This window comes from Hylemonella sp. P2_B10, assembly GCF_056404875.1.
In genome coordinates this window covers 1,074,339-1,099,865 of the sequence record NZ_JBFUDE010000001.1, presented here as the reverse complement: position 1 = coordinate 1,099,865, position 25,527 = coordinate 1,074,339, and the positions used below count along the sequence as shown (strand labels likewise).

The following is a 25,527-nucleotide window of genomic DNA, read 5'->3' as shown; positions in this document are numbered from 1 at the left end:
TGACGGTCCTTCACCGTTGTCTCACCCCTATACTACTATGACAAGCACAACGAGGAGATGCCGCGCTCCCGGCGCGGTTCACACAGCGCATGAACATCCTGATCACTGGTGGGGGTGGCTTTCTCGGCGCGCGCCTGGCGCGCACGCTGCTGGCCCAAGGGCAACTCGATGGCCGGGCCATCAGCGGCATGGCACTGGCCGACCAGGTGGCGCCGCCCCCCGACCTGGCCGCCGACCAGCGCGTGCAGGCCTGGGTGGGCCCGTTGCTCAGCCAGGTGGATCAACTGAATGCGCAGCGCTTCGATGCCGTGTTCCATCTTGCCTCCGCCGTCTCCGGCGAGTGCGAGGCCGACTTCGAGCTGGGCCTGCGCTCCAACCTGGACAGCACGCGTGCGCTGCTGGATGCACTGCGCGGCCACGCACAGCGCGGCGCGGTGCCCACGCGGCTGGTGTTCTCCAGCTCGGTGGCGGTGTTCGGGCCGGACCCGGCCGTGCCCATGCCCACCACCGTGGCCGACGACACCCCCACCACGCCGCAAACCAGCTACGGCACCCACAAGCTGGTGTGCGAGCACCTGCTGGCCGACTACACCCGCAAAGGCTATGTCGATGGTCGCGCGGCGCGGTTGATGACGGTCACCGTGCGGCCGGGCCGGCCCAATGGCGCGGCCAGTTCGTTTTTCAGCGGCATCATCCGCGAGCCCTTGGCCGGGGTGGAAGCGGTGTGCCCGGTGGACGCCAGCGTGTCGCACCCGGTGTCCTCACCGCAGCGCACCGTGCAGGGGCTGATCACGGTGTTTGAGGCCACGCGCGAGGCCTTCAACGGCCGCACCGCCTTGAACCTGCCGGCGCTCAACGTCACCGTGGCGCAGATGCTGGCCGCGCTGGAGGAAGTGGCGGGGTCGCAGGTGCGTGCGCGGGTGCGCTTCGAGCACGACGCGCGCATCGCCGGCATCGTGGCCAACTGGCCCAAGGGTGCCTCGGCCAAGCGCGCCGCTGCCTTGGGCCTGCTGCCCGAGAACAGCTTTGCCGACATCATCCGCCAGTACATCGCGGATTGCCAAGCCACCAACCCCGACGCACTCAAAGGATTGAACGCATGAACCAGATCGACCTGAACGGCCGCGCCATCGTGGTCACCGGCGGTGCGCAGGGCATAGGCCTGGCGATCTCGCAGCGCCTGCTGCGCTCGGGCGCCAGCGTGGCGCTGTGGGACATCGACGACAAGCAGCTCGCTGCCGCCGCAGACCAGCTGGGTGCTTTGGGCAAGGTCAGCACGCACCGCGTGGAGCTGACCGATGACGGCGCCGTGGCCGCCGCCTGCGCGCAGACGGTGGCCCAGCAGGGCAAGATCGATGGCCTGGTGAACAACGCCGGCATCACCGGGGGGAACGCCACCACCTGGGAGTTGGATCCGGCCATGTGGCGCCGCACGATAGAGGTGAACCTGATCGCCCCCTACCTGTGCTGCCGCGCCGTGGTGCCGCACATGCTGTCGCGCGGCTCGGGGCGCATCGTCAACATCGCCTCGGTGGCCGGCAAGGAGGGCAACCCCAACGCCTCGCACTACAGCGCCAGCAAGGCCGGGGTGATTGCGCTGACCAAGTCGCTGGCCAAGGAAGTGGCGACCAAGGGCATTCTGGTCAACGCGGTGGCGCCCGCCGTGGCCAAGACCGCCATGTTCGCGCAGATGACGCAACAGCACATCGACTACATGCTGGGCAAGATCCCCATGGGCCGTTTCGTCGAGGTGGAAGAGATCGCCGCCATGGTGGCATGGCTGTGCAGCGACGACTGCTCGTTCAGCACCGGCGCGGTGTTCGACATCACCGGCGGACGCTCCACTTACTGAGCGCCATTTCAGGTCTCGCCCCTACCGCGGGTCGGTGGCATTGCGCGCGAAGCGGGTTTCGTTGGCCGCCGGGCCGCTGTGCGTGGTCTCGGCCCGGTGCTGTTGCAAGAAGGCGGCAAAGGCGGCTGCCGGCAGCGGCTTGCTGAACAGGTAACCCTGCAGCTGGTGGCAGCCGCGCAAGTGCAGGAATTCGGCCTGCGCCACGGTCTCCACCCCTTCGGCCACCAGGTGCAGCTTCAGTGCCTTGCCCATCTGGATGATGGCCTCGGTCAGGCCGCGGTCTTCGCTGTCGTTGGTCAGGTCATGGATGAAGCTGCGGTCTATCTTCAGCGTGTCGATGGGAAAGTGCTTCAGCGTGGACAGCGACGAATACCCGGTGCCGAAATCGTCCACCGCGATGCTGATGCCCAGGGCTTTCAACGCCAGCAGCAGCTTGCGGGCGTTGTCGGCGTCATGCACGATCACGCTTTCGGTGATCTCCAGCTCCAGCCAGCGGCCTTCCATGCCGGTGTCGTGCAGCACGGCGACGATGTCGGACAGCAGGTTCTCGTCCTGGAATTGACGCGGCGACAGGTTCACCGCCACCACCAGGTCCTTCAGACCCAGCAAGCGCCAAGCCTTGGTCTGCAGGCAGGCCTGGCGCAGTACCCACTGGCCTATCGGCACGATCAGCCCGGTTTCCTCGGCCACCGGGATGAAGTGTGCCGGGCTCACCAGGCCCAACTCGGGGTGCTGCCAGCGCAGCAGTGCTTCCATGCCGGTGATGCGGCCGGTGCGGCAGTCCAGCTTGGGTTGGTAGTGCAACTGCAACTCGTCCCGCTCCAGCGCGCCGCGCAGGCTGTTTTCCAGCGCCAGGCGCTCCAGCGTATTGGCGTCGCGCTCGGGTGAATAAAAGGCGAAGCCGTCGCGACCGGATTCCTTCACCTGGTACATGGCGATGTCGGCATGCTTCATCAGCGTCTGTTCGTCTTCGCCGTCGCGCGCGAAGCAGCTCACGCCCACGCTGGCGGTCACGCGCAACTCCTGGCCCTGCATGTGCATGGGCGCGGCAATCGCCGCCAGCACCTTGCGGGCCACCGTCTGCGCGTGGCGGTCGTGCTTCAGCCGCGGCACCAGCACCACGAATTCGTCGCCGCCGAGGCGGGCAATGGTGTCGCTGTCACGCAGCGCGCGGCGCAGCCGCTCGGCCACCTCCACCAGCAAGGCGTCGCCGGCGGCGTGGCCCAGGGTGTCGTTGATCTGCTTGAAGCGGTCCAGGTCGATGAAGAACAGGCCGAACTGTTCCTGGTAGCGCTCGGCGTTGGCGATGGCGCGGCTCAGCACCAGGCTGAATTGCGCCCGGTTGGGCAGGCCGGTGAGGTTGTCGTTGTAGGCCAGGTACTCGATGCGTTTGGCCGCCTCTATCTGCTGCGCCATGCCGTCTTCCAACCGGGCATTGGTCTGGGCCAGCTCGGCATTGCGGTCCTCCAGCGCGGCGCGGCCCTGGCGCAGTTGCCAGCCCATCTCATTGAAGGCCAGGGTCAGGCGGCCCAGTTCGTCGTGCGATTCCACAGGCAGGTCGACGTCGTAGTTGCCGTCAGCGATGCCGGTGGCCGCCTGTTCCAGCCGCGCCAGCGGATGCACCAGTGCGCGCGTCACGCGCAAGCCCAGCAGCCAGCCCAGGCCCACCAGCACCAGAGCGGCCGCGCCTATCAGCAGCGCCGCGTGCCGGGCTTCGGCCATCAGCGTGCCATAGACCTGGGTGTATTCGAACACCACCGCGCCGGCGCCAGCCGGGTTGGCGGAAGCGCTCAGCGGCACCACCACCTGGCGGGCGTCACCGGAATCGGTGATGTCAGGGCCAATGAAAGCACGCGGTTGCCCGCTGCGCATGGCCTCCAGAATGTGTTCGCTATGGTAGACCGTGCCCACCGCACGCGGGTTGGTGGAGGCCGTGACCACGCCGTGGCGGTTGACCACGAACAGATCGCGGTCGAACAGCTTGCCCACCCCAGCCACGTGGTCCTGCACGCCGGCCATGTCCACTTGCTGGCGCCGCTCGAAACCGGCTGCCACCTCGGCGGCCACGTGCTCGGCCTCCAGCACCGCCGCACGCTGGGCGGCGTCGAACAACAGGCCCACGGCCGCCGCCGCCACCAACACCAGGCTGGCCACCAGCAGCAGGAAGGCGCCAAGCAGCTTCCAGCGGATGCTGGCCTGACGCAATGGGAAGGTGGACGTCTGCATGGTGGTCTGCGGTTTTCGAGGGGGTGTGAGGGGCAAAAATGATGTGCCGGGAGTATCGGGCCGCAGCGGGCGCAAACTGTTGCCGGACTGTGTACGCCCGCAGGCTCCCCCTCCGCCGGGCGGCGGGCTCCGTTGGCGCGAAGCGGGCTTTCTGGCCGGTTAACCGGTCTTTTTTCATGCCCAATCTTGTGCCTGCTGTGCGATGATGGGGACGATGTGCCGCCTTCAGTGGCACCAGGAACCCCTGCGCGTGAACCCGACCAGTTACCCGCTGCTGATCGATCTGGCTGTCAACCTGACGGTGGGTTGGGCGCTGCTGTGGCTGTGGCGGCGCAACCCGGTGCACGGTTTTGCGCGCTCCATGGGCTGGGCGCTGTTGTGGGTGCTGCCGCTGATGGCTGCACCGCTGGTCTATGCGGTGGTGGAATTGACGCTGGGGCGTGCCGCACCGGCCGTGCTGCTGTTGTCCGGTGCCGGGTATGGCTGGCTGGTGTTGACCGGGCTGGCGCGCTTGGCCGGTCGCGTGCCGGCCCTGTCGACGCGGGCGCTGTGGCTGGCCCTGGTGGGTGGTGCCAGCCTGCTGCTGGCGCACCGGTTTGAGGCCATGGCGGCGCCAGCGGCGTTGGCCGGGTTGAACCTGGGACTGGGCGTGGCGGCGTTGCTGTGGCCCATGGGCACACGGGCCGGTGGCCGGGGCGTGCTGGCGCTGCTGCTGGGCGCCTTGGGTGCCGCGCAGTTGGCGGTGCTGGCGTCGGGCGACGACATGCTGCCGCTGCAGGCCGGCTTGTCCATCCTGCTGCACGTCAGCCTGTGTCTGGTGCTGGTGTATCGCGCGTTGGAGCGCGAGACGTTGGACGTCAAAGAAGGCCTGCACCGGTTGGAGCAACTGACCGACGGTTCGCGCCAGGCCATCCTGATCCTCAGCCCCAGGCGCGTGCTCTATGCCAATCCGGCGGCGCTGACGCTGCTGCGCGTGCATTCGGCCCAGCAGGTGGCGCCTGACGCATTGGTCGATTTCTTCACTGCCGGCATTGCCCAGTCGCAGCGTGAAGCCCTGCAGCAAGTGCTGCTGGGCCACCAGGACGAGGCCAACCTGGTGGTGGACAGCCTGCAACAGGACGGCAGCATGGTGCGGCTGCACCTGCACGCTTTTCGCACCGACTGGGAAGGCAGCATGGCCACACAGTTGCTGGTCAGCCACGAGGCACCTGCGCCGGTGGTGCAAGATTCGCAGCAAACCCAGCCACTGCTGTTGCCGGTGCTGGCCCAGGCCATCTCCAGCCGCGACCATCTGCTGCGCAGGCTGCTGGCGCGCTGCGAAGACATGGAACAGTTCAACTCCTTCGTGCTGATCCTGCTGGAGGTGGACAGCAGCAAGTTTCTGGCTGACGCCAGCGGCTCGGCCAGCGGCGAAGAGCTGATGCAATCGTTGGCGCGCGCGCTGATGCAAGGCGGCCAGCGCGGCCACGAGTTGATGCGCGTGGGTGAGGACGAATTCGCGCTGCTGTCGGCGCCGGGCGACGCTGTGCGCTCGGCTGCTTCATTTGCCGCCGGTGTGCGCCGCACGCTGAACAAACCCATCGCGGTGGGTGCGCGCCAGTACATGCTGGACGTGTCGCTGGGCATCGCGCTGTACCCGCACAGCGCGGCTGACGCCCACACGCTGCTGGACTCTGCGGCCTCGGCGCTGCACGTGGCCAAGCGCACGCCGGGGTTGTCCTATTTCTTTGCCGAGGGGCGTATGCCGGCGGTGCCGCTGGACTTGCTGGAGCAGGAGCGCCATATGCGCGCCGCCATCCACAACGGCGAGTTCCACCTGGTCTACCAGCCCAAGGTGGATGCGCGCAGCGCTCGCCTGATGGGCTTTGAGGCGCTGGCGCGCTGGAGCCGGCCGGACCATGGCGCCGCCGGTCCGGCAGAGTTCATCGTCACCGCCGAGCAGACCGGCTTGATAGGCGCTTTAGGCAACCACCTGCTGAATGAGGCCTGCCTGCAAATGGCTTTCTGGGAAGCCGAGCTGCACAAGTGCGTGCCGGTGTCGGTCAATGTGTCGGCCTGGCAATTGCTGGACACCGGTTTTCCGCAACTGGTGGAGCGCATGCTGGCCAACGCCGGTGTGCCCCCGCACCTGCTGACGCTGGAGATCGCCGAAAGCTCGGCGCTGGGCAACCTGGCGCAAACCGGCAAGCAGATCCAGCGGCTGCGCGAGCTGGGCGTGGGCGTCACGGTCGACGATTTCGGCAACAGCGTGCCGTTCGAGACCTTTGAGACCGCATTGCCGCTGCGCTCGGTGAAGATTGACCATGCGCTGGTGGAAGACCTGCCCGCAGCACCTGCCGTGGCCGCCGTGCGCGCCATCTGCGAATGGGCACGCGGTGCCAGCCTGAAGGTGATTGGCGCCGGCGTCGAAACCCCCGAGCAGGCCGCCAGCGCGCGCGATGCCGGCTGCGACGAACTGCAAGGTTATTACTATGCCCGCCCCTTGAGCCCCATGGACGCCGGGCGCTGGATGCAAAGGGCGTTGCCGCTGCCGGCTTGAGCCTGGTCTGGGCCGCGGCTCAGCGCCTGGATGCTTCAGCGCTTAGTGCTGCCTTCCTTGGCCACAAACTCATCCAGCCGTCGCGCGGCCTGCGCCGCATAGCGCTGGCAGGCGCCGCTGTCCACCAGCCTCAGGTCACCTGTGCCATCCAGCCGCTGCAGCAGCCGGCTGGCGCTGGGGTGAGGCGTCATCAACACATCGCAGGGCAGGGCCGCCACCGTGGCCAGGCTGGTGCGGAAGGCCGCCAGCACGCCGGGGTGGCTGGCCTCGTCGCTGTAGCGGTAGGCGTCGTCGGTGTAGGCGGTGATGCTGTCGGCATACACCATGCGCAGGCATTGGCCCGTGGTGTCGCAGGATGTCCAGCTCCAGCTGGTGCTGCCGGGGGTGTGACCCGGCGTGGCGTGGGCGGTGATGGCGGTGCCGCCCAGCGCCACGGTCTCGCCATCACGCACCCGGCGCACACCTGGTACGGGGGAGAACTTGTCGGCACTGAGGAACTGCGGGTCCGTGCGGTCACCGCCACCACGCTCCAGCGCATCGGCGTCGGCGCCGCGTGCCACCACGGTGGCGCCGCTGGCCTGCTGCAGCTGGGCGATGCCGCCGGCATGGTCGAAATGCGCGTGCCCGTTCAGGATGTAGCGCACATCTTCCACCTTGAAGCCCAGCTGGCGGATGCCGCTCCGCACCTGGGCTGCGCCGTCGCGCGTACCACCGTCCAGCAGCACGTGGCCTGCCGGCGAGGTGACCAGGATGCTGCTCAAGCCGCAACTGCCCACGTACCAGGTGTTGCCGTGGATGCGGCGCGCAGGCGCCGGGTCGGTCCAGCCGTCGCCAGCGCAGCCACTGGAAGCCTCCTGGCCTGTATCGGCCTTGGCTGTTGAAGCCGGTGCCACCAGTGTCGCTGTTGCCGCGGCTGCATTGGCTGGCTGCGCTGCCAGCAACGCCGGCAAGTCTTTCAGGAACGCCGCGCGCAGCGTCAAGCCCAGCCCCTCGTCCTGCTCGCGGCTGCCCAGGGCCATGCGGGCGAACACGATGCGCCGGCCGTCCTTTTCGGCCCAACCCACGAACCAGCCCAGCGGGCGCTGGTGGTCCGGCTTGCCGTGGCGGTCGCGCAGCCAGCCGCTGCCGGTCTTGCCGTGCACCAGCCAGCCGTCGGCTGCGGCAAAGGCCGGTGCAATGGCACGGGTCAGCGCCATCGCGCGCGGCGACACCGGCAGCTCGTCCTTCAGCAACCGGCGCAGGAAGCTGGCCTGCTCATCGGCCGAGACGGCCAGCGAGCTGCCCAGCCAGGCGTGTGTCAGCCCGTCGTCGCTGCGGCCAGGGCCGCCGCGCACATCGCGGTTGCCGTAGCCCAGCCGGGCCACGTAAGCGGCAAAGCGCGGCGCGCCGAGTTGGCGGGTCAACTGCTGCGAGTACCAGACGATGGATTCGCTTTGCCAGTTGCTGGGGTCGGTGGCATGGCGCTGGCGTGCATAGCCGTTGAATTCGGGCTTGTAGTCCCAGCGCGGCGCATGCTCGTCCGTCAGGATGCCGGCGTCATAGCCCATCAGCGCCAGCGGCAGCTTGAAGGTGGAAAACGGGCTCAGGCGCTGGGCGCAGTCGTCACCGCCGTCGCGGCGCAATGCCTGGCCGCTGGTGTGCTCGACCAGCAGCGTGCAACTGCGCACCCAGTTTGGGCCGGCCACAGCGGCGGTGGCGGCTGGCGACAGCGGGCTCAGCAACGCCAGCAGGCTGGCAGCCGCAGCAGCACGCAATTTGGAAAAGACCATGGTTTTCTTTCGGTTGGGCGGATCACGCGCTGCATGGTATCGGGGTGAGTTAGGAACAACAAACGGTAATATCTGCCCCCAAACCCAAGAAAAACTTGGGTTTTCCCTGTTTTCGCAGCCACGCTTTTCGTCCCGCCATTGCCATGCATCTGCCGCTGAACGCCCTGCGCGCCTTCGAGGTGTCCGCCCGCCACCTGAGCTTCACCCGCGCCGCCGAGGAGCTCAACGTCACCCAGACCGCCGTCAGCCAGCAGGTGCGCAACCTCGAGCAGCGTTTGCGGGTGCAACTGTTTCGCCGCCTGCCGCGCGGCCTGGCGCTGACCGATGAGGGACAGGCCTTGCTGCCGGCGCTGGCCGAGTCCTTCGAGCGCATGGCCCAGCTGCTGGACCGCTTTGACGGCGGGCGTGCGCGCGAGGTGCTGACGCTGGGCGTGGTGGCCACTTTCGCGGTGGGATGGCTGCTGCCGCGCCTGCGCGAGTTCCAGCAGGCCCACCCGTTTGTGGATCTGCGCCTGTTCACCCACAACAACCGGCTGGACCTGGCCGGCGAAGGGTTGGACCTGGGCATACGTTTTGGCGATGGTGCCTGGCACGGCACCCAGGCCGATTTGTTGCTGAGCGCACCGCTCACGCCCATGTGCGCGCCGGCACTGGCCGCGCGCCTGCGGGGCCCGGCCGATCTGGCTGCCCAGCCGTTGCTGCGCTCCTACCGCGCCAGTGAATGGGAGCAATGGTTTCAGGCCGCTGGCGTGGCCGGCCCGCCGGCCATGCGCGGGCCGGTGTTCGACACCTCGCTGGCTTCGGCCGAGGCGGCTGCGCAAGGCGCTGGTGTGGCGCTGCTGCCCGCGCGCATGTTCGCGCGCGAGCTGCAGCAGGGCAGGCTGGCGCGGCCGTTCGAGCTGGAGGTCAGCACCGGCAGCTACTGGTTGACGCGGCTGAAATCGCGCCCGCAGACCAGTGCGATGCAGGCCTTTCGCGGCTGGCTGTTGGCGGCCTGTCAGGCCGCGCGCTGAGCACCGTGCACGCTGGATAACGGCGCTGACCGTCACCTGTTAGCACCAGGCCCACCGGGGACATGGCGCGCGCGTTACCATCGCCAGCTTTCACGCCAACCACGTCGTCACCCCATGAGTGTTGAAACCCCATTGGAGCAGCTGGACATGTCCAGCCCCCAATCCAAGCAGGCCGCCTACGCCACCTTGCTGGCACAAGCACGCGCGCTGTTCGAGGGCGAGTCCGATTGGCTGGCCAACCTGTCGCAGTTTTGCGCGCTGGTCTACAACGCGGTGCCGCAGTTGAACTGGGCCGGCTTCTACCTGGTGGTGGCGGCCCCGCAGGAGCAACTGGTGCTGGGGCCGTTCCAGGGCAAGGTGGCCTGCGTGCGCATTGCATTCAGCCAGGGTGTGTGCGGCGCCTGTGCGCGCACGCGCTCGGTGCAACTGGTGCCCGACGTGCATGCCTTCCCCGGCCATATCGCCTGCGATTCAGCCTCCAACTCCGAGTTGGTGCTGCCGGTGCTGGTCGATGGCCGTCTGCGCGCCGTGTTCGACCTCGACAGCCCACAACTGGGGCGCTTCGATGTCGACGATGCCCAAGGCCTGGCGGCCATGCTGGACGCGCTGTTGGGCGCCACCCGCTGGCCCGGCTGATCCTCGATCAGGCCGGGCATTGCGCTGCCCTTGTAGGAAGCCAGGCAGGCTGGCGGTCAGACAAAAAGACAAGATGCGTATCGCCCGTGCGATAGTCGTAACAAGCTGTGAACCGCGCGTGCGCGCCGCACATTGCCACGCTATGCTGGCCTCCAGAACAGGAGGAAATCCACCATGGCTGTCACACCCAACCCCTCTCGCGCGGTAGCGTCTGCCCATGCTGGTTCCCATACCGGCGCGCAAACTGGCTCAAGCGCCGGTTTCGTGCTGGTGGTCCTGGCTACCCTGCTCGCAGCCCTGGGCGTGATGCAGCTGGAAGTGCATGGCGCGCCTTGGCCGGCACCGCAGCAGCAAACCGGCAATGCGCATTCGGTGCTGGACATGCGCCAGGCCCGGGTGCTGCGCCAGGACGCCAGCAGCGATGCCGTGTTGACCGCTCCTGGCATGACGGACCCGCGTGCCGCTTTGCGCCGAGTTGGCAACGAAGCGGGCAAGTGACACGCTAACGTTGGCGACACGGGTCGCTTCAATCCATGTCCCGGGGCCGCGTTGCGGCCCTTTTCTTTTGTTCACCGGGTTCAGCAGCTTGGCAATGGGTAAGGCCTGGCGGTTGCGTTGTTGACAATCAGTAAGTCATGGCTTACAGTAAGTCATGGCTTACGAAATTGCGCTGACCGCCTTGGCCGATGCCACCCGGCGCGCCGTGTTCGAGCGGCTGCGTGGCGGGCCGCTGGCGGTGGGTGACATTGCCGCCGGGCTGCCGGTCAGCCGACCGGCGGTGTCGCAGCACCTGAAGGTGCTGAAACAGGCCGGCCTGGTGCGCGACCAGGCCCAGGGCACGCGCCGGCTCTACCGGGTGGACGAGAACGGCCTGGGCCAACTGCGCGCCTGGCTGGAGGGCTTCTGGGACCAGTCCTTGCAAGCCTTCCAGGCCGAACTGGAGCGCGGCGCCCACAACGACATCCAGCACAGCCCCACCGCGGCGGCGCCGCCGCGCAAGCCCGGGGCCGCGTCGCGCGTCCGCCCGGCGCCGCCTTCAACCTCACAACCTCGCACAAGGAGATCAAGCGCATGAACAGCACCGTTGCAACTGCCTATGTGGAGCCCGTGGTCAAGACCCTGCGCGTGCGCGCTTCGCCCGCGCGCGCCTTTGAGGTGTTCACCGCCGACATGGGCCGCTGGTGGATGCGCTCGCATTCCATCAACCCCAGTGGCAGCCCGCAGGCCGACGTGGTGATCGAGCCCAGAGCCGGCGGCCGATGGTACGAGCGCGGCGAAGATGGCAGCGAATGCGACTGGGGCCGCGTGGTCAGCTGGGAGCCGCCAGCGCGCATGGTGTTGGCCTGGCAGATCAGCGCGCAATGGCAGTTTGACCCCGAGTTGTACACCGAGGTGGAGGTGCGCTTTCGCGCGCTCGATGCCGAGCACACCGAGGTGACGCTGGAGCACCGCTTGCTGGAGAACTACGGCGAGGCTGCCGCCGGCTTGCGCCAGGGCGTGGATTCTCCCAACGGCTGGGGCGCGCTGCTGGCCGAGTTCGCCAAGGTGGTGCAGGCTTGAGGCGATGGCCGGAGGGTTCGGGGTTGCTAGGAAATTGGCGCCGTGCTGCTGCGGATGCCAGCACAGAAATGAGTAGAAGAGTGTAGGAAAAGCGTCACATTCGCTGTTTGTTGGCGGCTGGAGCGGCGTACCGTTCCGGTATACTTTTTCTCACCTGGGCGGGCTGCTTGCAGCCCAGGTAATGTTCTCGCCTGCATTCCTCTTCGGCCCAGGCCTTTCCGTGACGCACATTTGGCCGCTTCTCCTGTTCGATGGTCTCGCATCCTGGCGCTGGCGCTGAGCGCTGGCCTGGCCCTTGTGGCAATGGCTGGCGGTGTGCCGCCCGCAGGGCAGCGCTGGGCGCAACTGGCCGACACGGTGTTCCAGAATTTCGACCTGGAAAGCGGCCTGCCCAGCCCCGCCGTGCTGTCTCTGGCCATGGATGGCGACGGTTTCCTGTGGGCTGGCACCGAGGACGGCCTGGCCCGCTGGGACGGCTACCGCTTCCGTTCCTACCGTTCAGACCCCGTCGACCCGCATGCGTTGCCAGACAACAGCGTCTTCAAGCTGCACACCGACCCGCGCGGCCGCCTGTGGATAGGCACCAGTGGCGGCGGGCTGGCCCGCTATGACCGCGAGCACGACAATTTCATCCTCTACAGCGCCGGCCCCAAGGGCTTGAGCAGCATGGCCGTGCCAGCGATTGCCGACGACGGCCGCGGTGGCCTGTGGGTGGGCACCGGCAAAGGCCTGGACCACCTGAACCCCGACAGTGGCGAGATCACCCACGAAACCCTGCCCGCCACCATCAACAGCAGCACGCCCCACACCGTCAATGCGGTGCTGCGCGATCGCCAGGGCGTCTTGTGGCTGGGTACCGCCGAAGGCCTGCTGCGCCGAACGCCGGCCGCCTCGCAGTTCAGCGCCGTGCCGTTGCCGGTGGCCAAAAGCGGCGTGGTGGCGGTGTTCGCGCTGTTCGAAGACAGTGCCGGGCGCATCTGGGTGGGAACCCGAAACGATGGCGCTTTCTTCCTTGGTGACGCGGGAGCCGGCGCGGCGGTGGCGGTGCGCGCCAGTGATGCGTCCGGCGCCGACCTGGGTGTGGAGTGGGTGCAAGCCTTTGCCGAGGCCCTGCCCGGGCAGGTGTGGATAGGCACCAATGCCCACGGCATTGCCACTGTCGATGCCAGCAGTGGCCAGGCGCGCTGGGTGCGCCATTCGGCCAGCCGGCCCAGCAGCCTGGCGCACGACACCGTGCATGCGCTGCTGCGCGACCGCGCCGGCCTGATGTGGGTGGGGGGTGTGGGCGGACTGGGTCGTACCGACCCCGGCCAAGGCGCCATCCTCAGCATCTTCGGCGCATCGGGCCGCGCGCGTGGCCTTACCGACAAGGACGTGCATGCCGTGCACACCACGGCCGATGGCCACGTCTGGCTGGGCCTGGTGGCCAACGGCGTGGACGTGCTGGACCCCCATGGCCAACGGCTGACCGAGCTGCGACCGGATGCGGCCCGGCCGCAAGACGCGCTGCCGGTGGGCCGGGTGGTGGCCATCACCAGCTCGCCGGGTGGCGACGTCTTTCTGGGCACCTCGCGCGGGCTGTACCGGACCAACCTGGCAGCGCGTCGCGTCAGCCGCGTTGCCGTGTCGCCCGACCACCCGGACATGCCGGTCTACGGCCTGCACCTGCAGGGCAATACCCTGTGGGTGGGCAGCATCACGCACGGTCTGTGGCGGCTCGATGCCACCGGCAATGGCCCGGGCCAGCGCGTGGCCCAGGGCAAGCTGACCGATGAGCGCATCTGGACCATCGCGCCGGCGCCCAATGGCAACCTGTGGGTGGGCACCTACAACGGGCTCAACCTGGTCTATCCCGACAGCGGTCAGGTCGAGCAGATCCAGGCTGACCCGCGCGACCCGCAGGCGTTGTCGGTCGGCCTGATCCCTTCGCTGCTGACCGACCACAAGGGCCGCCTGTGGGTGGGCACCGTCAATGGCAGCGTGGATGTGCTGGAGGGGCGTGACGCCGCTGGCCGCCCGCGCTTTCGCCGCCTGGCCGCCGGCAAGCCGCTCAAGGGCGCGGCCAACCGCTGGCTGATGGACCCGGCCGGCCGCATCTGGACCAGCACCGACGACGGCCTGGCGGTGTTCGATCCCGAGACCTTTGCGATGCGCATCCTGCACCGCGCCGACGGCGTGGCCATACGCAGCTACTGGGCCAGCGCGGGCGACCTGACGGCGGAAGGCGAAATCCTGTTCGGCGGCCTGGGCGGCCTCACCGTGGTGCGCCCCAAGCGGCTGCAGAACTGGAGCTATGTGGCACCGGTGGTGGTGACCGATGTGCGCCTGGGCGGCAAGCCGGTGCCGCCGGCGCGCTTCAACGGCGCCAACGGCACTGGCCCTGGCTCCGAACCCCTGGTGGTGCAGCCCGATGCCAACAGCCTGGCGGTGGAATTTGCCGCACTGGACTATTCCGACCCGCAGCACAACCGCTACGCCTACAAGCTGCAGGGCTACGACAGCGATTGGGTGCAGACCGACTGGACGCGCCGTGTGGCCGTCTACACCAACCTGGCCCCAGGCGACTACCAGCTGCTGCTGCGAGGCTCCAACCGCGACGGTGTGTGGACCGACAAGCCGCTGGCGCTGCCGGTGCGGGTGCTGCCGGCCTGGTACCAGACGCTGTGGTTCCGCCTGGCGGCGCTGCTGCTGGTGCTGCTGGCCGTGGTGTTGGCCGTGCGCAGCCGCACCGCCTTCCTGCGCCGGCGCCAGGCCTGGCTGGAGAACCAGGTGGCGCAGCGCACCGAGGAACTGGTGGTCGCGCACCGCGAACTGGAACGCATCGCCTACATCGACACGCTGACGCTGCTGCCCAACCGGCGCATGTTCAACGACGCCTTCCACCAGCAACTGGCGCTGGCGCGCCGCCAGGGCCGCCAGTTCGCCTTCGCCTTGATCGACCTGGACCGCTTCAAGGAGATCAACGACACGCGTGGCCACGACGTCGGCGATGCGCTGCTGATCGCCGCCGCCAAGCGGCTGCAGGCGGCGGTGCGCGAGTCCGACATCGTGGCGCGCATCGGCGGTGACGAGTTCGCCATCCTGCTGACCGAGGTGGACGGCCCGCTGCGCGTGGAAACCGTGTGCCGGCGCATTGTGGAGAGTTTCACCGAGCCGGTGCAGTTCAAGAACCAGCGCGTCGGCACCAGTCCCAGCATTGGCCTGTCGCTGTACCCCAAGGACGGCGAAACACAGGAGAGCCTGTTCAAGGCCGCCGACCTGGCGCTGTATGCCGCCAAGCGCGAAGGGCGCAACACCTGGCGCTGGTATTCCAGTGCGCACGAGCCGGAAGGGCCGACGTCCACGCTGCACGGCCCGGTGTGAGGCCGGGCCTTCGGCCAACTCACCCCATTCAGCCCACCTTGGTGAAGCGCACCGCCTGGTAAGGCTGCCCTGTCAGCCGCAGGCGCGCCTTGCCGCTGTGGGTGCCTGCCACCGGGGCCACGGTCATCGCCCAGGGGTCGATCAGCTCGGCGCTGAAGTGGCCCGCCGGCAGCGGGAACTCGTACCAGATGGGCTGGTGGTAGTCCAGGAAATACAGCACTGCGGCCACCGTCTTGCCATCGGCTTGCAGCACCGTGGCATGGGGGTAGTAGGGGTTGGCCGCCGGCTGCAAGCCATGGCGCAGACGGGGACCACCGGAGGCGCCGGCCAGCGTCTGCTGCACGATCTTCTTCAGGAAGGCGATGCGCGGCGGGCTGCTGCCGCGCAGGCTGCCGCCTTGCGACAACCACAGCGTGGAGTTGGACTCCTCGGCGAAGGGCACAGTCGGGTCCATCACGGTTTCGCCATGGCCCACGTAGCTGCCGGCGATGACACCGCGCCAGAAGCGCCAGGTCTGCTCCTCGCCCGACAGGTCGCCCCAGCGCCGGTTCATGTTGCCCTCGTACTGCACCTCGTCCCACACCACCGGCTTGCCCCAGGCGGCCCGGTAGCCGGCGGTCTTCTGGAAATCAAAGCGCTGCAGGCTGGCGTGCGTGGCCCAGTTGCGGGTGTAGTCGTACATAGCCCCGGCGTGGTGGATGGAGCGCAGATGACCATAGGGGTCGTCCTTGGCCACGGTACGGAACAGTGCGTCGAAGTCGGCCGTGCTCTTGGCTTTGATGTAGTCGAACTCATTGGCCAGCGACCACCAGACGTTGCGGTGCGCCGACAGGCGCGCCAGCACGTAGCGCAGGTAGTGGTGGTCGTCCTCGGCCTTCATGCTGTTGAAGCCCCAGCGCTCGTACGGGTGGAACAGGATCAGGTCGGCCTCGATGCCCAGCGCCGCCAGAGCGCTCACCTGCTGCTCCAGGCGGCGGAAGAAGGCCGGGTTGGGGCGGCTGACGTCATGGCCACCACCGGGCGTGCGTTCGAAGGGCCACAGCGGCGGCTCGTTGTGCGCATCGTCGTAGTGCTTGGGGAACACGCACATGCGCAGCTTGTTGAAGGGCGAAGCCGCCAGCGTGGCCAGCGTCTGCCGCTGCAGCGCCTCGCTCTGGTGGTTCCAGGCGTAGCTGGTGGTGCCGAAGGGCAGGAAAGGCGTGCCGTCGGCGTGGGCGAAGTGGTAGGTGTCGCGCACGCCCACCGGCCCATGCACACCGGCGCGCGCGGCCATGCAACGCAGTTGACCGACGCGGCCATTCAGCGCCGCTACATTGCTCAGGGTGCGGTAACGCCAATCACCCGGCTCATCGGGCATGAAGCGCAGCTTGTATTGGCCGGCACCGTCGTAGAAGCCGCGCACCTCCATCTGGCGCTGCTCCAGCGTGAACACCGCCTTCAGCTCCACCTCGCGAAACGGGTTGCCCTGGCTGGGGCCGGGCAGCGTGATCTCGAAGATGTCCCATTGGGGTGTCTGCTCTGGCACAGCAGCAGGCGCGGCCATGGCACCGGGCACGCTGCCGAGCGCCGCCAATGCACCGGCGCTGCCCAGCAGCAAGGCATGGCGGCGGTTCAGGTCAGAGGACATGGTGGTGTGGGTGGGCGGTACATCGGGCTGCATCTTCGTCAGCCCAGGCGCGTGAAGCGCACCGCCTGGTAGGGCCGGCCGGTCAGTTGCAGCTTGGCCTTGCCGCTGAATGGGCCGGAGACCGGCGTGATGCGCATGGCCCAGGGGTCGATCAGCTCGGCGCCAAAGCGCCCCTCGGGCAATGCGAACTCGTACCACACAGGCTGGTGGTAGTCCAGAAAGTACAGTTGGGCCGCCACCGTCTTGCCATCGGCCTGCAGTACCGATGCGCAAGGGTAGTAGGGGTCTTTGACCGCCTGCAGGCCGGGGCGCAGCGCCGGGCCGCCGGGCAACGGCGTCAGCATGCCCTGCAGCAGGGTGCGCAGGAATGCGATGCGCGGCGGGCTGCTGCCGCGCAGTGTGCCGCCGTGCGACCACCACAGCGTGGGCGTGGTGTCTTCGCTCATGGGCGCGTCGGCGTCCAGCAGCGTTTCGCCGTGCGACACATAGGCGCCGGCCACCATGCCGCGCCAGAAGCGCCAGGTTTGCTCGGGGCCGGACAGGTTGCCCCAGCGCCGGTTCAGGTTGCCCTCGTACTGCACCTCGTCATACACCACCGGCTTGCGCCAGGTCTCGAAGTAGCCGGCCGTCTTGCTGAAATCCGTGGTCTGCAGGCTGGCATGGGTGACCGCAGGGTTGCCGGTGTCGTAGGGCGTGCGCGAGTGGTGCACCGAGCGCAGGTGGCTGTACGGGTCCAGCTGCGCGGTCAGCAACAGCAGGCGGTCGAAGTCGGCCACCGTCTTGGCCTTCATCAGGTCGAACTCGTTGGCCAGCGACCACCACACGTTGGCGTGTGCCGACAAGCGGGCCAGCAGGTAGCGCAGGTAATGGTCATCTTCCTGCGCCGACATGCTGGCGTAGCCCCAGCGGTCGTAGGGGTGGAACAGGATCAGGTCAACCTCCACGCCCATGCTGCGCAACTCGGTCAGCCGCGCCTCCAAGTGGCGATAGAAGGCCGGGTTGGGGCGGCTGAAGTCGCTCTTGCCGCTGGCCGCATCACGCTCGAAAGGGTACAGCCCCGGCTCGTTGTGGTTGTACTCGTAGTGCTTGGGAAACACGCACATGCGCAGCTTGTTGAAGGGCGAGGCCGCCAGTGTGGCCAGCGTCTGCCGCTGCAAGGCCTCGCTCTGGTGTAGCCAGGCGTAGCAGGTGGTGCCGAAGGGCAGGTAGGGCGTGCCGTCGGCATGGGCGAAATGCAGCATCTGGTGCACGCCCACCGGACCGTGCATGCCGGGGCGTGGCGGCGTGCACTGGAAGCTGCCGCTATGGCCGTTCAGTGCCGCTGTGGCACTGTGGACCTGGTAGCGCCAGGTGCCGGGCTGGTCCGGCATGAAGCGCAGCTTGTACCGGCCGGCGCCATCGTAGAAACCCGGCACCTCGATCTGGCGCCGGCCTTGCGAAAACACCGCGCGCAAGTCCACCTCGCGAAACGGGTTGCCCGTGTCGGGGCCGGGCAGCGTGAGCTCGAAAATGTCCCACTGGGGTGTGTGGGTGCCTGTGGGCGCAGGCGCGCTGGACGCGCTGTTGTTGGCCGGAGCAGCCTGGGCGGTCGCCGGGCCCGCATGCAGCACGCCAGCGGCACTGGCCGAGGCCAGCGCCAACAGCTTGCGACGGTCCAACAGTGGCATGGTGTCTGAGTCCTGATTCAGGCCGACAGTACGGTGTTGTACAGCTTGCCGTCTATGGTCACGTTGTCCAGTGTGAGGCGGCGCATGTTGTACAGGTACCAGGGCTGGGCCGCGTTGGCCGGGCTGCCGAAATCGCAGTTGGCGATGGTCACGTCCACCACCGGCGGCACGGCCGGCGCAGGCAGCGGGCCGTTGTAGCCGGCCGCCACCGGCCCCAGCACCAGGAAGGCCTGCCAGCAGCTGTGGTTGCCGCGCGCGGGCACATTGCTGACCTTCACGTTCGAGATGTGCACATTGGTCACCACCGGCGGGCGTATGCGCACGCCGTCGGCGGCGGGTGCGTAGTCGCAGTCAAAGGTGATCACCGCGCCGCCCGAGGTGGCCACGCTCTTGGGTGGTATCGGCGAGCCGGGCAGCGGGTTGTAGAAGTTGGGCGTGGTCTGCACGCCGTTGGGCAGCGTGATGTTGCGGACGAAGAAATTGCGCAGGTAGCCGCCGCGGTTCATGTTGGTCTTCAGGCGTATGGCAGTCCACAGCGGGTGCGTGGCCCAGTAGGCGTTGCGGCATTCGATGTTTTGCGCAAACACGTTCTGTATGCCGCCGGCCATTTCGCTGCCCAGGGTGACGCCGCCGTGGCCGCTGTTCATCACGCAATCCTGGATGACGATGTTCTGCGTCGGGCCGTATTGCGTGTCGTTGTTCTTGCCGGCCTTGATGGCGATGCAGTCGTCACCGCTGTGGAAAGTGCAGCCCTCCACCAGCACGGTGTCGCAGGCCTCGGGGTCGAAGCCGTCGCTGTTCGGGCCCATGCTGTTTGCGTGCACGCGGCGCAAAACCAGGTTGCGGCAGTGCACCGGGTGGTGTTGCCAGAACGGCGCGTTGTTGACCTGGTAGCCCTGCAGCAGCACATTGGTGCAGCCAATCAGCTGGATCATGCAGGGCCGCAGGTAGTGGCCCTGGCCGAATACGCGTTTAGCCAGCGGCACCCCGGCTTCGGACAGCGCGGGCAAAAAGGCATTGTCGGTGCGCCAGCGCCCCTTGTTGGCCTGCAGTATCAGGCGCTGCAGGTCGGGGTCGAGGTTGGGGGCCAGCGCCTTCAGGCTGGCCGGGTTCAGCGGGTTCTCCAGGTTTTCGTTCATTGGCGTGCCGCGACCTGATTTGGCTGAGCCTTCGCCCTTCCAGTGCCACCAGCAGTGGCCTTCGTCGTTGAACGGCGTGCCGCCCTGGCCGTTGAGGATGCTGGTCCAGTCCTCGCCGGTCAGCGCCACGTTGTTCTGGCCGTAGGCATACACCATGGGCGCGTAGTTCAGGCAGTCGTTGCTCTGCCAGCGCGAGATCACCAGCCGGCCATTGGCACCGCAGTCGTACGGACCGTACTTGGCATAGTCGGCCGGGTTGGGGCTGAAGTAGATCTGCGCGCCCGCCGCCAGGTGCACATGCACATTGGACAGCAGCACCATGGGCCCGGCGCACAGCCAGTTGCCGGCGGGTACCAACACACGGCCGCCGCCGGCGGCATTGCAGGCCTCTATGGCTGCCCTGATGGCGGCATGGCAATCCACGGCATCCTTGGCCGGGGTGGGAAGCAGGCCGGGCTCATCCTTGGCCACCCAGCCGCTGACCTGCACCACCGCGCAGGGCTTGGCGCCATAGGTGGTGATGTTGAAGTCCTGCTTGGGAAAACGCAGCGGCACCGACAGACGGTCCACAATCGCCTGCGCGTGGCGCCAGGGGTCACCCGGTTCGAACGCGGCCAGGGCCGTGGTGGGCCACAAGGCCTCGCCCAGCGCCAGGCCGGTGGCGCTGGCGCTGCCCAGCAGCAGGCGGCGGCGTTGCGGGTTGGTGGCGTGTGAGGTGTGTGTCATGGCAAGGGGGTGTTGCGGTATTCGGCCAGGAAGGGATCCAGCGCGCGCGGGCTGTGGCCCAGCTGGCGCACCGGGTCCATGCCGGCGGCGCGCAGGTTGGCGGTGAAGCCCTCCATGTCGTACTGCACGGGGCGGTAGGAGGGCGTGCCATTGCGGTTCCAATCCGACCAAGGCTGTACCGGGTTGATGTGCGGGCCCAGGCGCGAATTCAGGATGGCCACCTTGCCCACAGCCTCCAGCGGGCCTCTGGAGATGCTGCCCTTGGGCGCCTGGAAGCCATCGCTGTCGCCGAACGCGCACACATAACCCGCTGGCGTTACCATGCTGGCATAAGGTGTGCAGCGCGCTCCGCGAAACCACTGACGCCCCAGGTGCATCTTGCCGGCCAGCGCGGCCGGGCTGCCGTCGTGGGTGAAGCTGCTGTCGTTGAAGACAAAGCCGTAGCGCGCCAGCACATGGGTGCTGGCGGCGGTGGCCTCGGCATGCTGCACGCGCGCGCCCATGGACCTGATCTCGCTGCGGTAGAAATAGGCCACCGCGTCGCCAAAGATGAAGTCCACATCACCCTGGATGAAACTGCGGTGGAAGAAGCTGCGCGCTGTGGCGCCTGGTGCGCTGGCGCGCAGGTACAGCGTGTCCTGCCAGGCAAGCAGGCGCACGCCTTCAAACTGGACCTTGTCCGCACCATCCAACAGCAGCGCCACCGCCTGGTGCTGGCCGGGCGGCTGAGGTTGCTCATAGTAGGCGTTCTCAAACGTGATGTTCCTGGCCTGGAAGCCGTCCATCTGCACCCACACGGTGGGCGAGCCCATGGTGGACAGGGTGGGCTTGTCCTTCAGCGTGGCCACCATGGCCAGCACCTCGGGCGGCGCATCCTTGAACTGCGCGCCATGCCGATGCCAATAGTCCGCCCCGGTGGTGGCGGCATCCAGCCTGGCGACCACGCGGGTGCGGCTGGCATCGGCATCCCCGCCCAGCAAGGTGATGGCCAGCCTGGGGTGGGCCGGTGCGTACACCAGTTCGTTGTAGGTGCCGGGCTTCACTGCAATCACCACCCGCCGTCGCGGACCGTCTGCCGGCGCGGCGTTGGCTTGCGCGAGCGCGTGGTGGATGGCGGCCTGGATACTGACAAACCGCGTGCGGCCGTCGGGCGTGGCAGCGGCGTCCACGGTGTAGTCGGCTTGCAGCAGCGCAGCGCCGTTGGCCAGTGGGTCGGCCATCGGGTCCCACGGGTCTAGCCGCTCCTGCGCCACGCTGCCGGCGTACTTCAGCACCTCGGTGACGCTGTAGCGTGCGGCCTGTTCGTCGCTCAGCTGCGGGCGGCGGTTGACAGCTTGCGGCTCCGGGAAGGGCACCAGCCGCTGGGCGCATTCCGCCTGGCGCGCGGCACTGACGGTGCGGGCGATGCTGCCTTGCAACGTGGTGAACTCGGCGGGCTTTTCATTGGCGGGCGGGGCGCCGGCAATCGCCACGTCATCCAGCCGCACGGCCAGGGGGTGCGCCTCATCAAAACCGCGCAGCACGGTGCGCCCGGGTGTCAGGCTGTGCACCTGCTGCAAGCTGATGCCGGTGTACTGTGGTATGCGGTCGCCCTTGGCGCCGCGCGTGTAGTAGGTGTCGAACTCTATCGGCGTGGCGACGTTGCGCAGGCACACATCCCGGTAGCTCACCTCGCTGACCAGGCCGCCGCGCGACACGTCGCTCTTGATGCGCAGGCCCGACACGCTGCCTTCCATGGTCAGGTCCTGCACCAGCACGCGGCGCACGCCCCCGTTGGTCTCGCTGCCTATGGACATGCCGTGGCCGTTGTAGAAGCGGTTGTGCAGGATGGAGACGTTCTCGGTTGGGCCCAGGCTGCCGCCCTTGATGGCGATGCTGTCGTCGCCGGTGCGCAGGATGCTGTGGGCGATGGTGACGTTGCGCGACGAGGCCGGGTCTATGCCGTCGGTGTTGCGTGCCTTGGGCGGCGAATCCAGCGTCACGCCCCAGGCCGTGAAGCCGTCGGCCTGCTGCACCCAGACGTGAAAGTTGGGCGAGTTGCGCAGCGTGATGCGGTACAGCGTCAACTCGCGCGCGCCCTTGGAGACGATCAGCCGGGGCACGTTCTGGTAGCCGTTCTCGGCCTGGGCACGGCGCGCCAACTGCCACCAGGTCTCGTCCTGGCCGTCTATGCGCTCGCCGCCCTGGCCGTCGATGGTGCCATCGCCCATCACGCCGCTGCCGCGCGCGTCGTCGGCCACAGTGATCAGCGCCTTGCAGGCCTTGATGTTTTGCCGATCTATCTTGCCGCACTGGCCGCTGCCGTTGTCGAACCACTGCGGGTTGGTGCCGGCGTACAGCGTGGCGCCCTTGTCCACCACCAGCGTCACGCCGCTGGGCAGGGTGAGCGGGCCGGAGACGAAAGCCACCAGTTCATTGGTGGTGGCCAGGTGTACCGCTTGGCCGGCGGGGCAGGCGTCCAGCGCCTTTTGCAGCCGCGCGGTGTCGTTGACGGCGGGCGTCTTCGCGGTGGCGGCGCTGGCCAGCAGCACAGCGCAGGCCTGCCGCGGAATGCTGGGCTCCACCACGGTGCGGCTGTCTTGCGCGAAGGCCGCAGGGGTGTTGACGGCCAGCACCCCCGTCAACAACGCGGTGACAAGCGCGCCCCCCACAGCACCCCCTACCGTGGGGGGCGGTTGCCACGTTACCGGCCTCATGCCGGCCGCGTCCGGTTGCGCGCGACTGCGCTGATGCTGAATATGGTCATCGGGAGGCGTCCTCTGCATGCAGGTACGGCGCCAGTGCGGGCACGCCTGTGCGCAGCAGTTTCGACGTCATGGCGGCAAACAAGTTGGCGCCCTTCGGGCCGACGTGGGTGCGGTCAAAAGCGCTCTTGGCGGTGGTGACGCTCTCCACGCGGTTGAGGTCGGCGGTTGCAGTTGGCACAACCGCTGGCGGCGGTTCCACCGCCAGCGTATCCGCCTCGGCCGGGCCCATGGCCTGCACGGCGGCGGCGCTGGCCGCCAACAGATCGACCAGCATGACCTGCTGGTCGCCCGCCACGCGGCGGGTCGCGTCAGCCCACGGCTGCAGGTCGTTGACCAGCACACCATCTTTAAAGCTGCGCCGCGTTAGCGGCGTCGCCAGCACCGGTGTGCCGCCAGCCGCGCGCACGTCGGCCACGTAGCGCGCCAGGTTGACGGGGAACTCGGTTTTCAGGTCGGTGGAGCGGCCTGGTTTGCCCGGCTGGTCGTTGTGGCCGAACTCGATCAGCACGTAGGTGTCCTTGTACGCGCCACGGTCCGCCAGCTGGGCCAGCACGTTCTGCCACAAGCCTTCGGCGCGGTAGCTGCCTGAGCTGCGGCCGTTTTTGGCCAGGTTGATGCAGCTCACCTGGGGTTTGAAACGCCGGCACAGTGCATCCCCATAGCCGTTGTTGGGCGCCAGCGTGGAGTCACCCACCAGGAGCACGCGGATCGGCGCCAGCTCGGTGGCTGACGGGCTGGCGCAGGCGCCCAGGGCCAGCGCGCAGGCCAGGGCGGGGAGCATGTGCCTCATGTCAGGTCGACAGCGTTTCGTTGTAGACCTTGCCACCGATCTTGACGTTCTTCAGCTTCAGCCCTTTGACGTTGAACAGGTAGATGGGCTTGTCGTTGGCCGGCGTGCCCAGGTCGCAGTCGGTGACGTTGATGTCGGTCACCGGCACGATGGTGGGGGCGGGCAGGGGGCCGTTGTAGTCGGTGGCGATGGGGCCCATGATGACGATGGCCTGGTAGCTGGAGAACTGCCCGTTGGCGGTCGCCACGTTGCCGACCTTCACGTTGGAGATGTGGATGTTGGTGACCACCGGCGGTCGTGTGCGCACGTTGTCCAGGATGGCGTCGTAGCCGCAGTCGATGGTGATGATGCCGCCGGCCGAGGCTGCCACCGTCTTCGTGGGCACCAGCGAGCCGGGCAGGCTGGTGTACAGCCCCGGCGTGGTGCGTATGCCGTTGGGCACCTGGACGTTGCGCACGTGGATGTTGCGCAGGAAGCCGCCGCGCCCCAAGCTGCACTTGAACCGTATGGCCACGTTCAGCGGATCGGTCCTCCAGTGGATGTTCTCGAACAGCAGGTTCTGCGCATAGACGTTCTGGATGCCGCCCGACATGATGCTGCCGAAGGTGAGGCCGCCATGCCCGGTCTGCATGCGGCAGTTCTGCACCACGATGTTTTGCGCCGGGCCGTACTGGATGTCCAGACCCTTGCCGGCGTCGATGGCGATGCAGTCGTCGCCGGTGTTGAAATGGGAATCCTCGATCAGCACGTGGTCGCAGGCCTCCGGGTCGAAGCCGTCGCTGTTCGGCCCCAGGCTGTTGGCGTAGATGCCCTTCACGTGCACGTTGCGGCAGTTCACCGGGTTGTGCTGCCAGAACGGCGCGTGGTTGGTCTGGTAGCCCTGGAACAGCACGTTGGTGCAACTGATGAACTGCACCAGGTGCGGGCGCAGGAAGTGGCCGACACCGAAGACGCGCTTTTCTTTCGGTACACGGGCTTCCGCCAATGCGCGCAGGTAGTCGGCATCGCGCCGCCATTGCTCGCCCTTGTTCTTGCCCTGGATGAACTCCGCCTCGGCCTCGGTCAGGTGCGGCGCCACCTCGCGCAGCGACTTCGGGTTCAGCGGGTTGACGTGCACCTCGGTCTGGCCACTGTTCCTCACGTGCTTGATGGCCACGCCGTGTTCCAGCCGCTCGCGGCCTTTCCAGGACCACCAGCAGTCCGGTCCGTCGGAGAACTGGAGGCCGGCCTGGCCGTCCAGGATGCTGGTCCAGTCCTCGCCGGTCAGCGCGATGTTGGTCTGGCCATACGCATAGACCATCGGCGAATAGTTGAGCAGGTCATTGCCCTCCCAGCGTACCATGGTCAGCTTGCCGTTCTTGCCGCAGTCGAAGTCTCCGTATTTGGCGTAGTCGCCCGGGTTCTGGCTGAAGTAGACATGGGCACCCGCCTTCAGGTGCACGTGCACGTTGGACAGCAGCACGATGGGGCCGGCGCAGTACCAGTCGCCGGCGGGGATTACCACTCGCCCGCCACCTGCGGCGTTGCAGGCGGCGATGGCGGCCTTGATGGCGGCATAGCAGTCCTTGGCGCCTGGTGCGGGTGTGTTGACGGTGGCATCCTTGGCAAAGGATATCCAGGCTGTGACGGGGACCACCTTGCAGGCTTCGGCGCCGTAGGCGGTGATGGGGAAATCCTGGTCGCGGAATGTCAGCGGCTTGGCAAAGCCATCGATGATGGCCTGGGCCTGCTGCCAGGGGTCGCCCGGTGCCAGTGCGGCCACGCTGGCCCCGCTGGCCAATGCCAGGCCGCTGGCGGTGACCGCCTTCAGCAGCGCGCGGCGCTGCGGGCTGGCGATGGAGGTGTCAGCTTGCGGAGTGGTCGGAGTGGTCAT

General features: G+C 67.8%; 16 protein-coding genes and 2 pseudogenes. 9 read left to right on the top strand and 9 right to left on the bottom strand.

The window, feature by feature from the left end:
• Positions 1–89: 89 nt before the first annotated feature.
• Together denD and AC1DX2_RS05250 are read left to right on the top strand one after the other, a co-directional pair.
• Entirely contained in the window at positions 90–1,103 is a 1,014-nt protein-coding gene (gene denD, locus AC1DX2_RS05255; protein ID WP_477195227.1) for a D-erythronate dehydrogenase, read from the top strand.
• Positions 1,100–1,852: an SDR family NAD(P)-dependent oxidoreductase gene (locus AC1DX2_RS05250; RefSeq protein ID WP_477195226.1), complete on the top strand. Its 753-nt coding sequence runs from the start codon at positions 1,100–1,102 to the stop codon at positions 1,850–1,852. Before denD ends, AC1DX2_RS05250 begins: the two co-directional genes overlap by 4 nt.
• 21 nt (positions 1,853–1,873) lie before the next feature.
• Here the strand turns inward: AC1DX2_RS05250 and AC1DX2_RS05245 are convergent, their stop codons facing one another.
• Positions 1,874–4,078: a putative bifunctional diguanylate cyclase/phosphodiesterase gene (locus AC1DX2_RS05245; RefSeq protein WP_477195225.1), complete on the bottom strand. Its 2,205-nt coding sequence runs from the start codon at positions 4,076–4,078 to the stop codon at positions 1,874–1,876.
• 250 nt (positions 4,079–4,328) lie between these two features.
• On the opposite strand from AC1DX2_RS05245, the gene AC1DX2_RS05240 reads away from it, so the two are divergent.
• Positions 4,329–6,617 carry a putative bifunctional diguanylate cyclase/phosphodiesterase gene (locus tag AC1DX2_RS05240; RefSeq protein ID WP_477195224.1) on the top strand — a complete coding sequence of 763 codons (2,289 nt, stop codon included), beginning with the start codon at positions 4,329–4,331 and terminating at the stop codon, positions 6,615–6,617.
• A 35-nt stretch (positions 6,618–6,652) separates the two neighbouring features.
• Here AC1DX2_RS05240 and bla read toward each other — a convergent pair.
• Positions 6,653–7,429, bottom strand: a pseudogene (gene bla, locus AC1DX2_RS05235) (subclass B3 metallo-beta-lactamase); the annotation flags it as partial.
• A gap of 126 nt (positions 7,430–7,555) precedes the next feature.
• A pseudogene (gene blaOXA, locus AC1DX2_RS05230) lies at positions 7,556–8,371 on the bottom strand (class D beta-lactamase); the annotation flags it as partial.
• Positions 8,372–8,529: 158 nt separating this feature from the next.
• On the opposite strand from blaOXA, the gene AC1DX2_RS05225 reads away from it, so the two are divergent.
• The 6 genes from AC1DX2_RS05225 to AC1DX2_RS05200 all read left to right on the top strand — a co-directional run bounded on the left by AC1DX2_RS05225 (position 8,530) and on the right by AC1DX2_RS05200 (position 14,958).
• Entirely contained in the window at positions 8,530–9,399 is an 870-nt protein-coding gene (locus AC1DX2_RS05225) for a LysR family transcriptional regulator (protein WP_477195223.1), read from the top strand.
• Positions 9,400–9,513: 114 nt separating this feature from the next.
• Positions 9,514–10,035 (top strand): GAF domain-containing protein, encoded by a 522-nt coding sequence (locus AC1DX2_RS05220; RefSeq protein WP_477195222.1) that lies wholly within the window; start codon positions 9,514–9,516, stop codon positions 10,033–10,035.
• Positions 10,036–10,209: 174 nt separating this feature from the next.
• Positions 10,210–10,533 carry a hypothetical protein gene (locus AC1DX2_RS05215; protein ID WP_477195221.1) on the top strand — a complete coding sequence of 108 codons (324 nt, stop codon included), beginning with the start codon at positions 10,210–10,212 and terminating at the stop codon, positions 10,531–10,533.
• Positions 10,534–10,687: 154 nt separating this feature from the next.
• Complete coding sequence (locus tag AC1DX2_RS05210) at positions 10,688–11,110, top strand: ArsR/SmtB family transcription factor (RefSeq protein ID WP_477195220.1); 423 nt, start codon at positions 10,688–10,690, stop codon at positions 11,108–11,110.
• Positions 11,107–11,595 (top strand): SRPBCC family protein, encoded by a 489-nt coding sequence (locus tag AC1DX2_RS05205; protein ID WP_477195219.1) that lies wholly within the window; start codon positions 11,107–11,109, stop codon positions 11,593–11,595. The genes AC1DX2_RS05210 and AC1DX2_RS05205 overlap by 4 nt, the downstream gene beginning before the upstream one ends.
• A gap of 231 nt (positions 11,596–11,826) precedes the next feature.
• Positions 11,827–14,958 (top strand): diguanylate cyclase domain-containing protein, encoded by a 3,132-nt coding sequence (locus tag AC1DX2_RS05200; RefSeq protein ID WP_477195218.1) that lies wholly within the window; start codon positions 11,827–11,829, stop codon positions 14,956–14,958.
• Between the two features lie 28 nt (positions 14,959–14,986).
• Here AC1DX2_RS05200 and AC1DX2_RS05195 read toward each other — a convergent pair whose 3' ends face one another.
• From AC1DX2_RS05195 to AC1DX2_RS05170, 6 genes are all read right to left on the bottom strand, one after another.
• Positions 14,987–16,585: a DUF5060 domain-containing protein gene (locus AC1DX2_RS05195; protein ID WP_477195217.1), complete on the bottom strand. Its 1,599-nt coding sequence runs from the start codon at positions 16,583–16,585 to the stop codon at positions 14,987–14,989.
• 38 nt (positions 16,586–16,623) lie between these two features.
• Complete coding sequence (locus AC1DX2_RS05190; RefSeq protein ID WP_477195216.1) at positions 16,624–18,252, bottom strand: DUF5060 domain-containing protein; 1,629 nt, start codon at positions 18,250–18,252, stop codon at positions 16,624–16,626.
• A 17-nt stretch (positions 18,253–18,269) separates the two neighbouring features.
• Positions 18,270–20,117 (bottom strand): glycoside hydrolase family 28 protein, encoded by a 1,848-nt coding sequence (locus AC1DX2_RS05185; protein ID WP_477195215.1) that lies wholly within the window; start codon positions 20,115–20,117, stop codon positions 18,270–18,272.
• The gene (locus AC1DX2_RS05180; protein WP_477195214.1) at positions 20,114–22,768 is read right to left on the bottom strand and encodes a pectinesterase family protein; all 2,655 of its coding nucleotides are present in this window, start codon (positions 22,766–22,768) and stop codon (positions 20,114–20,116) included. The genes AC1DX2_RS05185 and AC1DX2_RS05180 overlap by 4 nt, the downstream gene beginning before the upstream one ends.
• 91 nt (positions 22,769–22,859) lie before the next feature.
• Positions 22,860–23,645, bottom strand: a complete 786-nt coding sequence (locus tag AC1DX2_RS05175; protein ID WP_477195213.1) for a rhamnogalacturonan acetylesterase — start codon at positions 23,643–23,645, stop codon at positions 22,860–22,862.
• A gap of 10 nt (positions 23,646–23,655) precedes the next feature.
• Entirely contained in the window at positions 23,656–25,527 is a 1,872-nt protein-coding gene (locus AC1DX2_RS05170) for a glycoside hydrolase family 28 protein (protein ID WP_477195212.1), read from the bottom strand.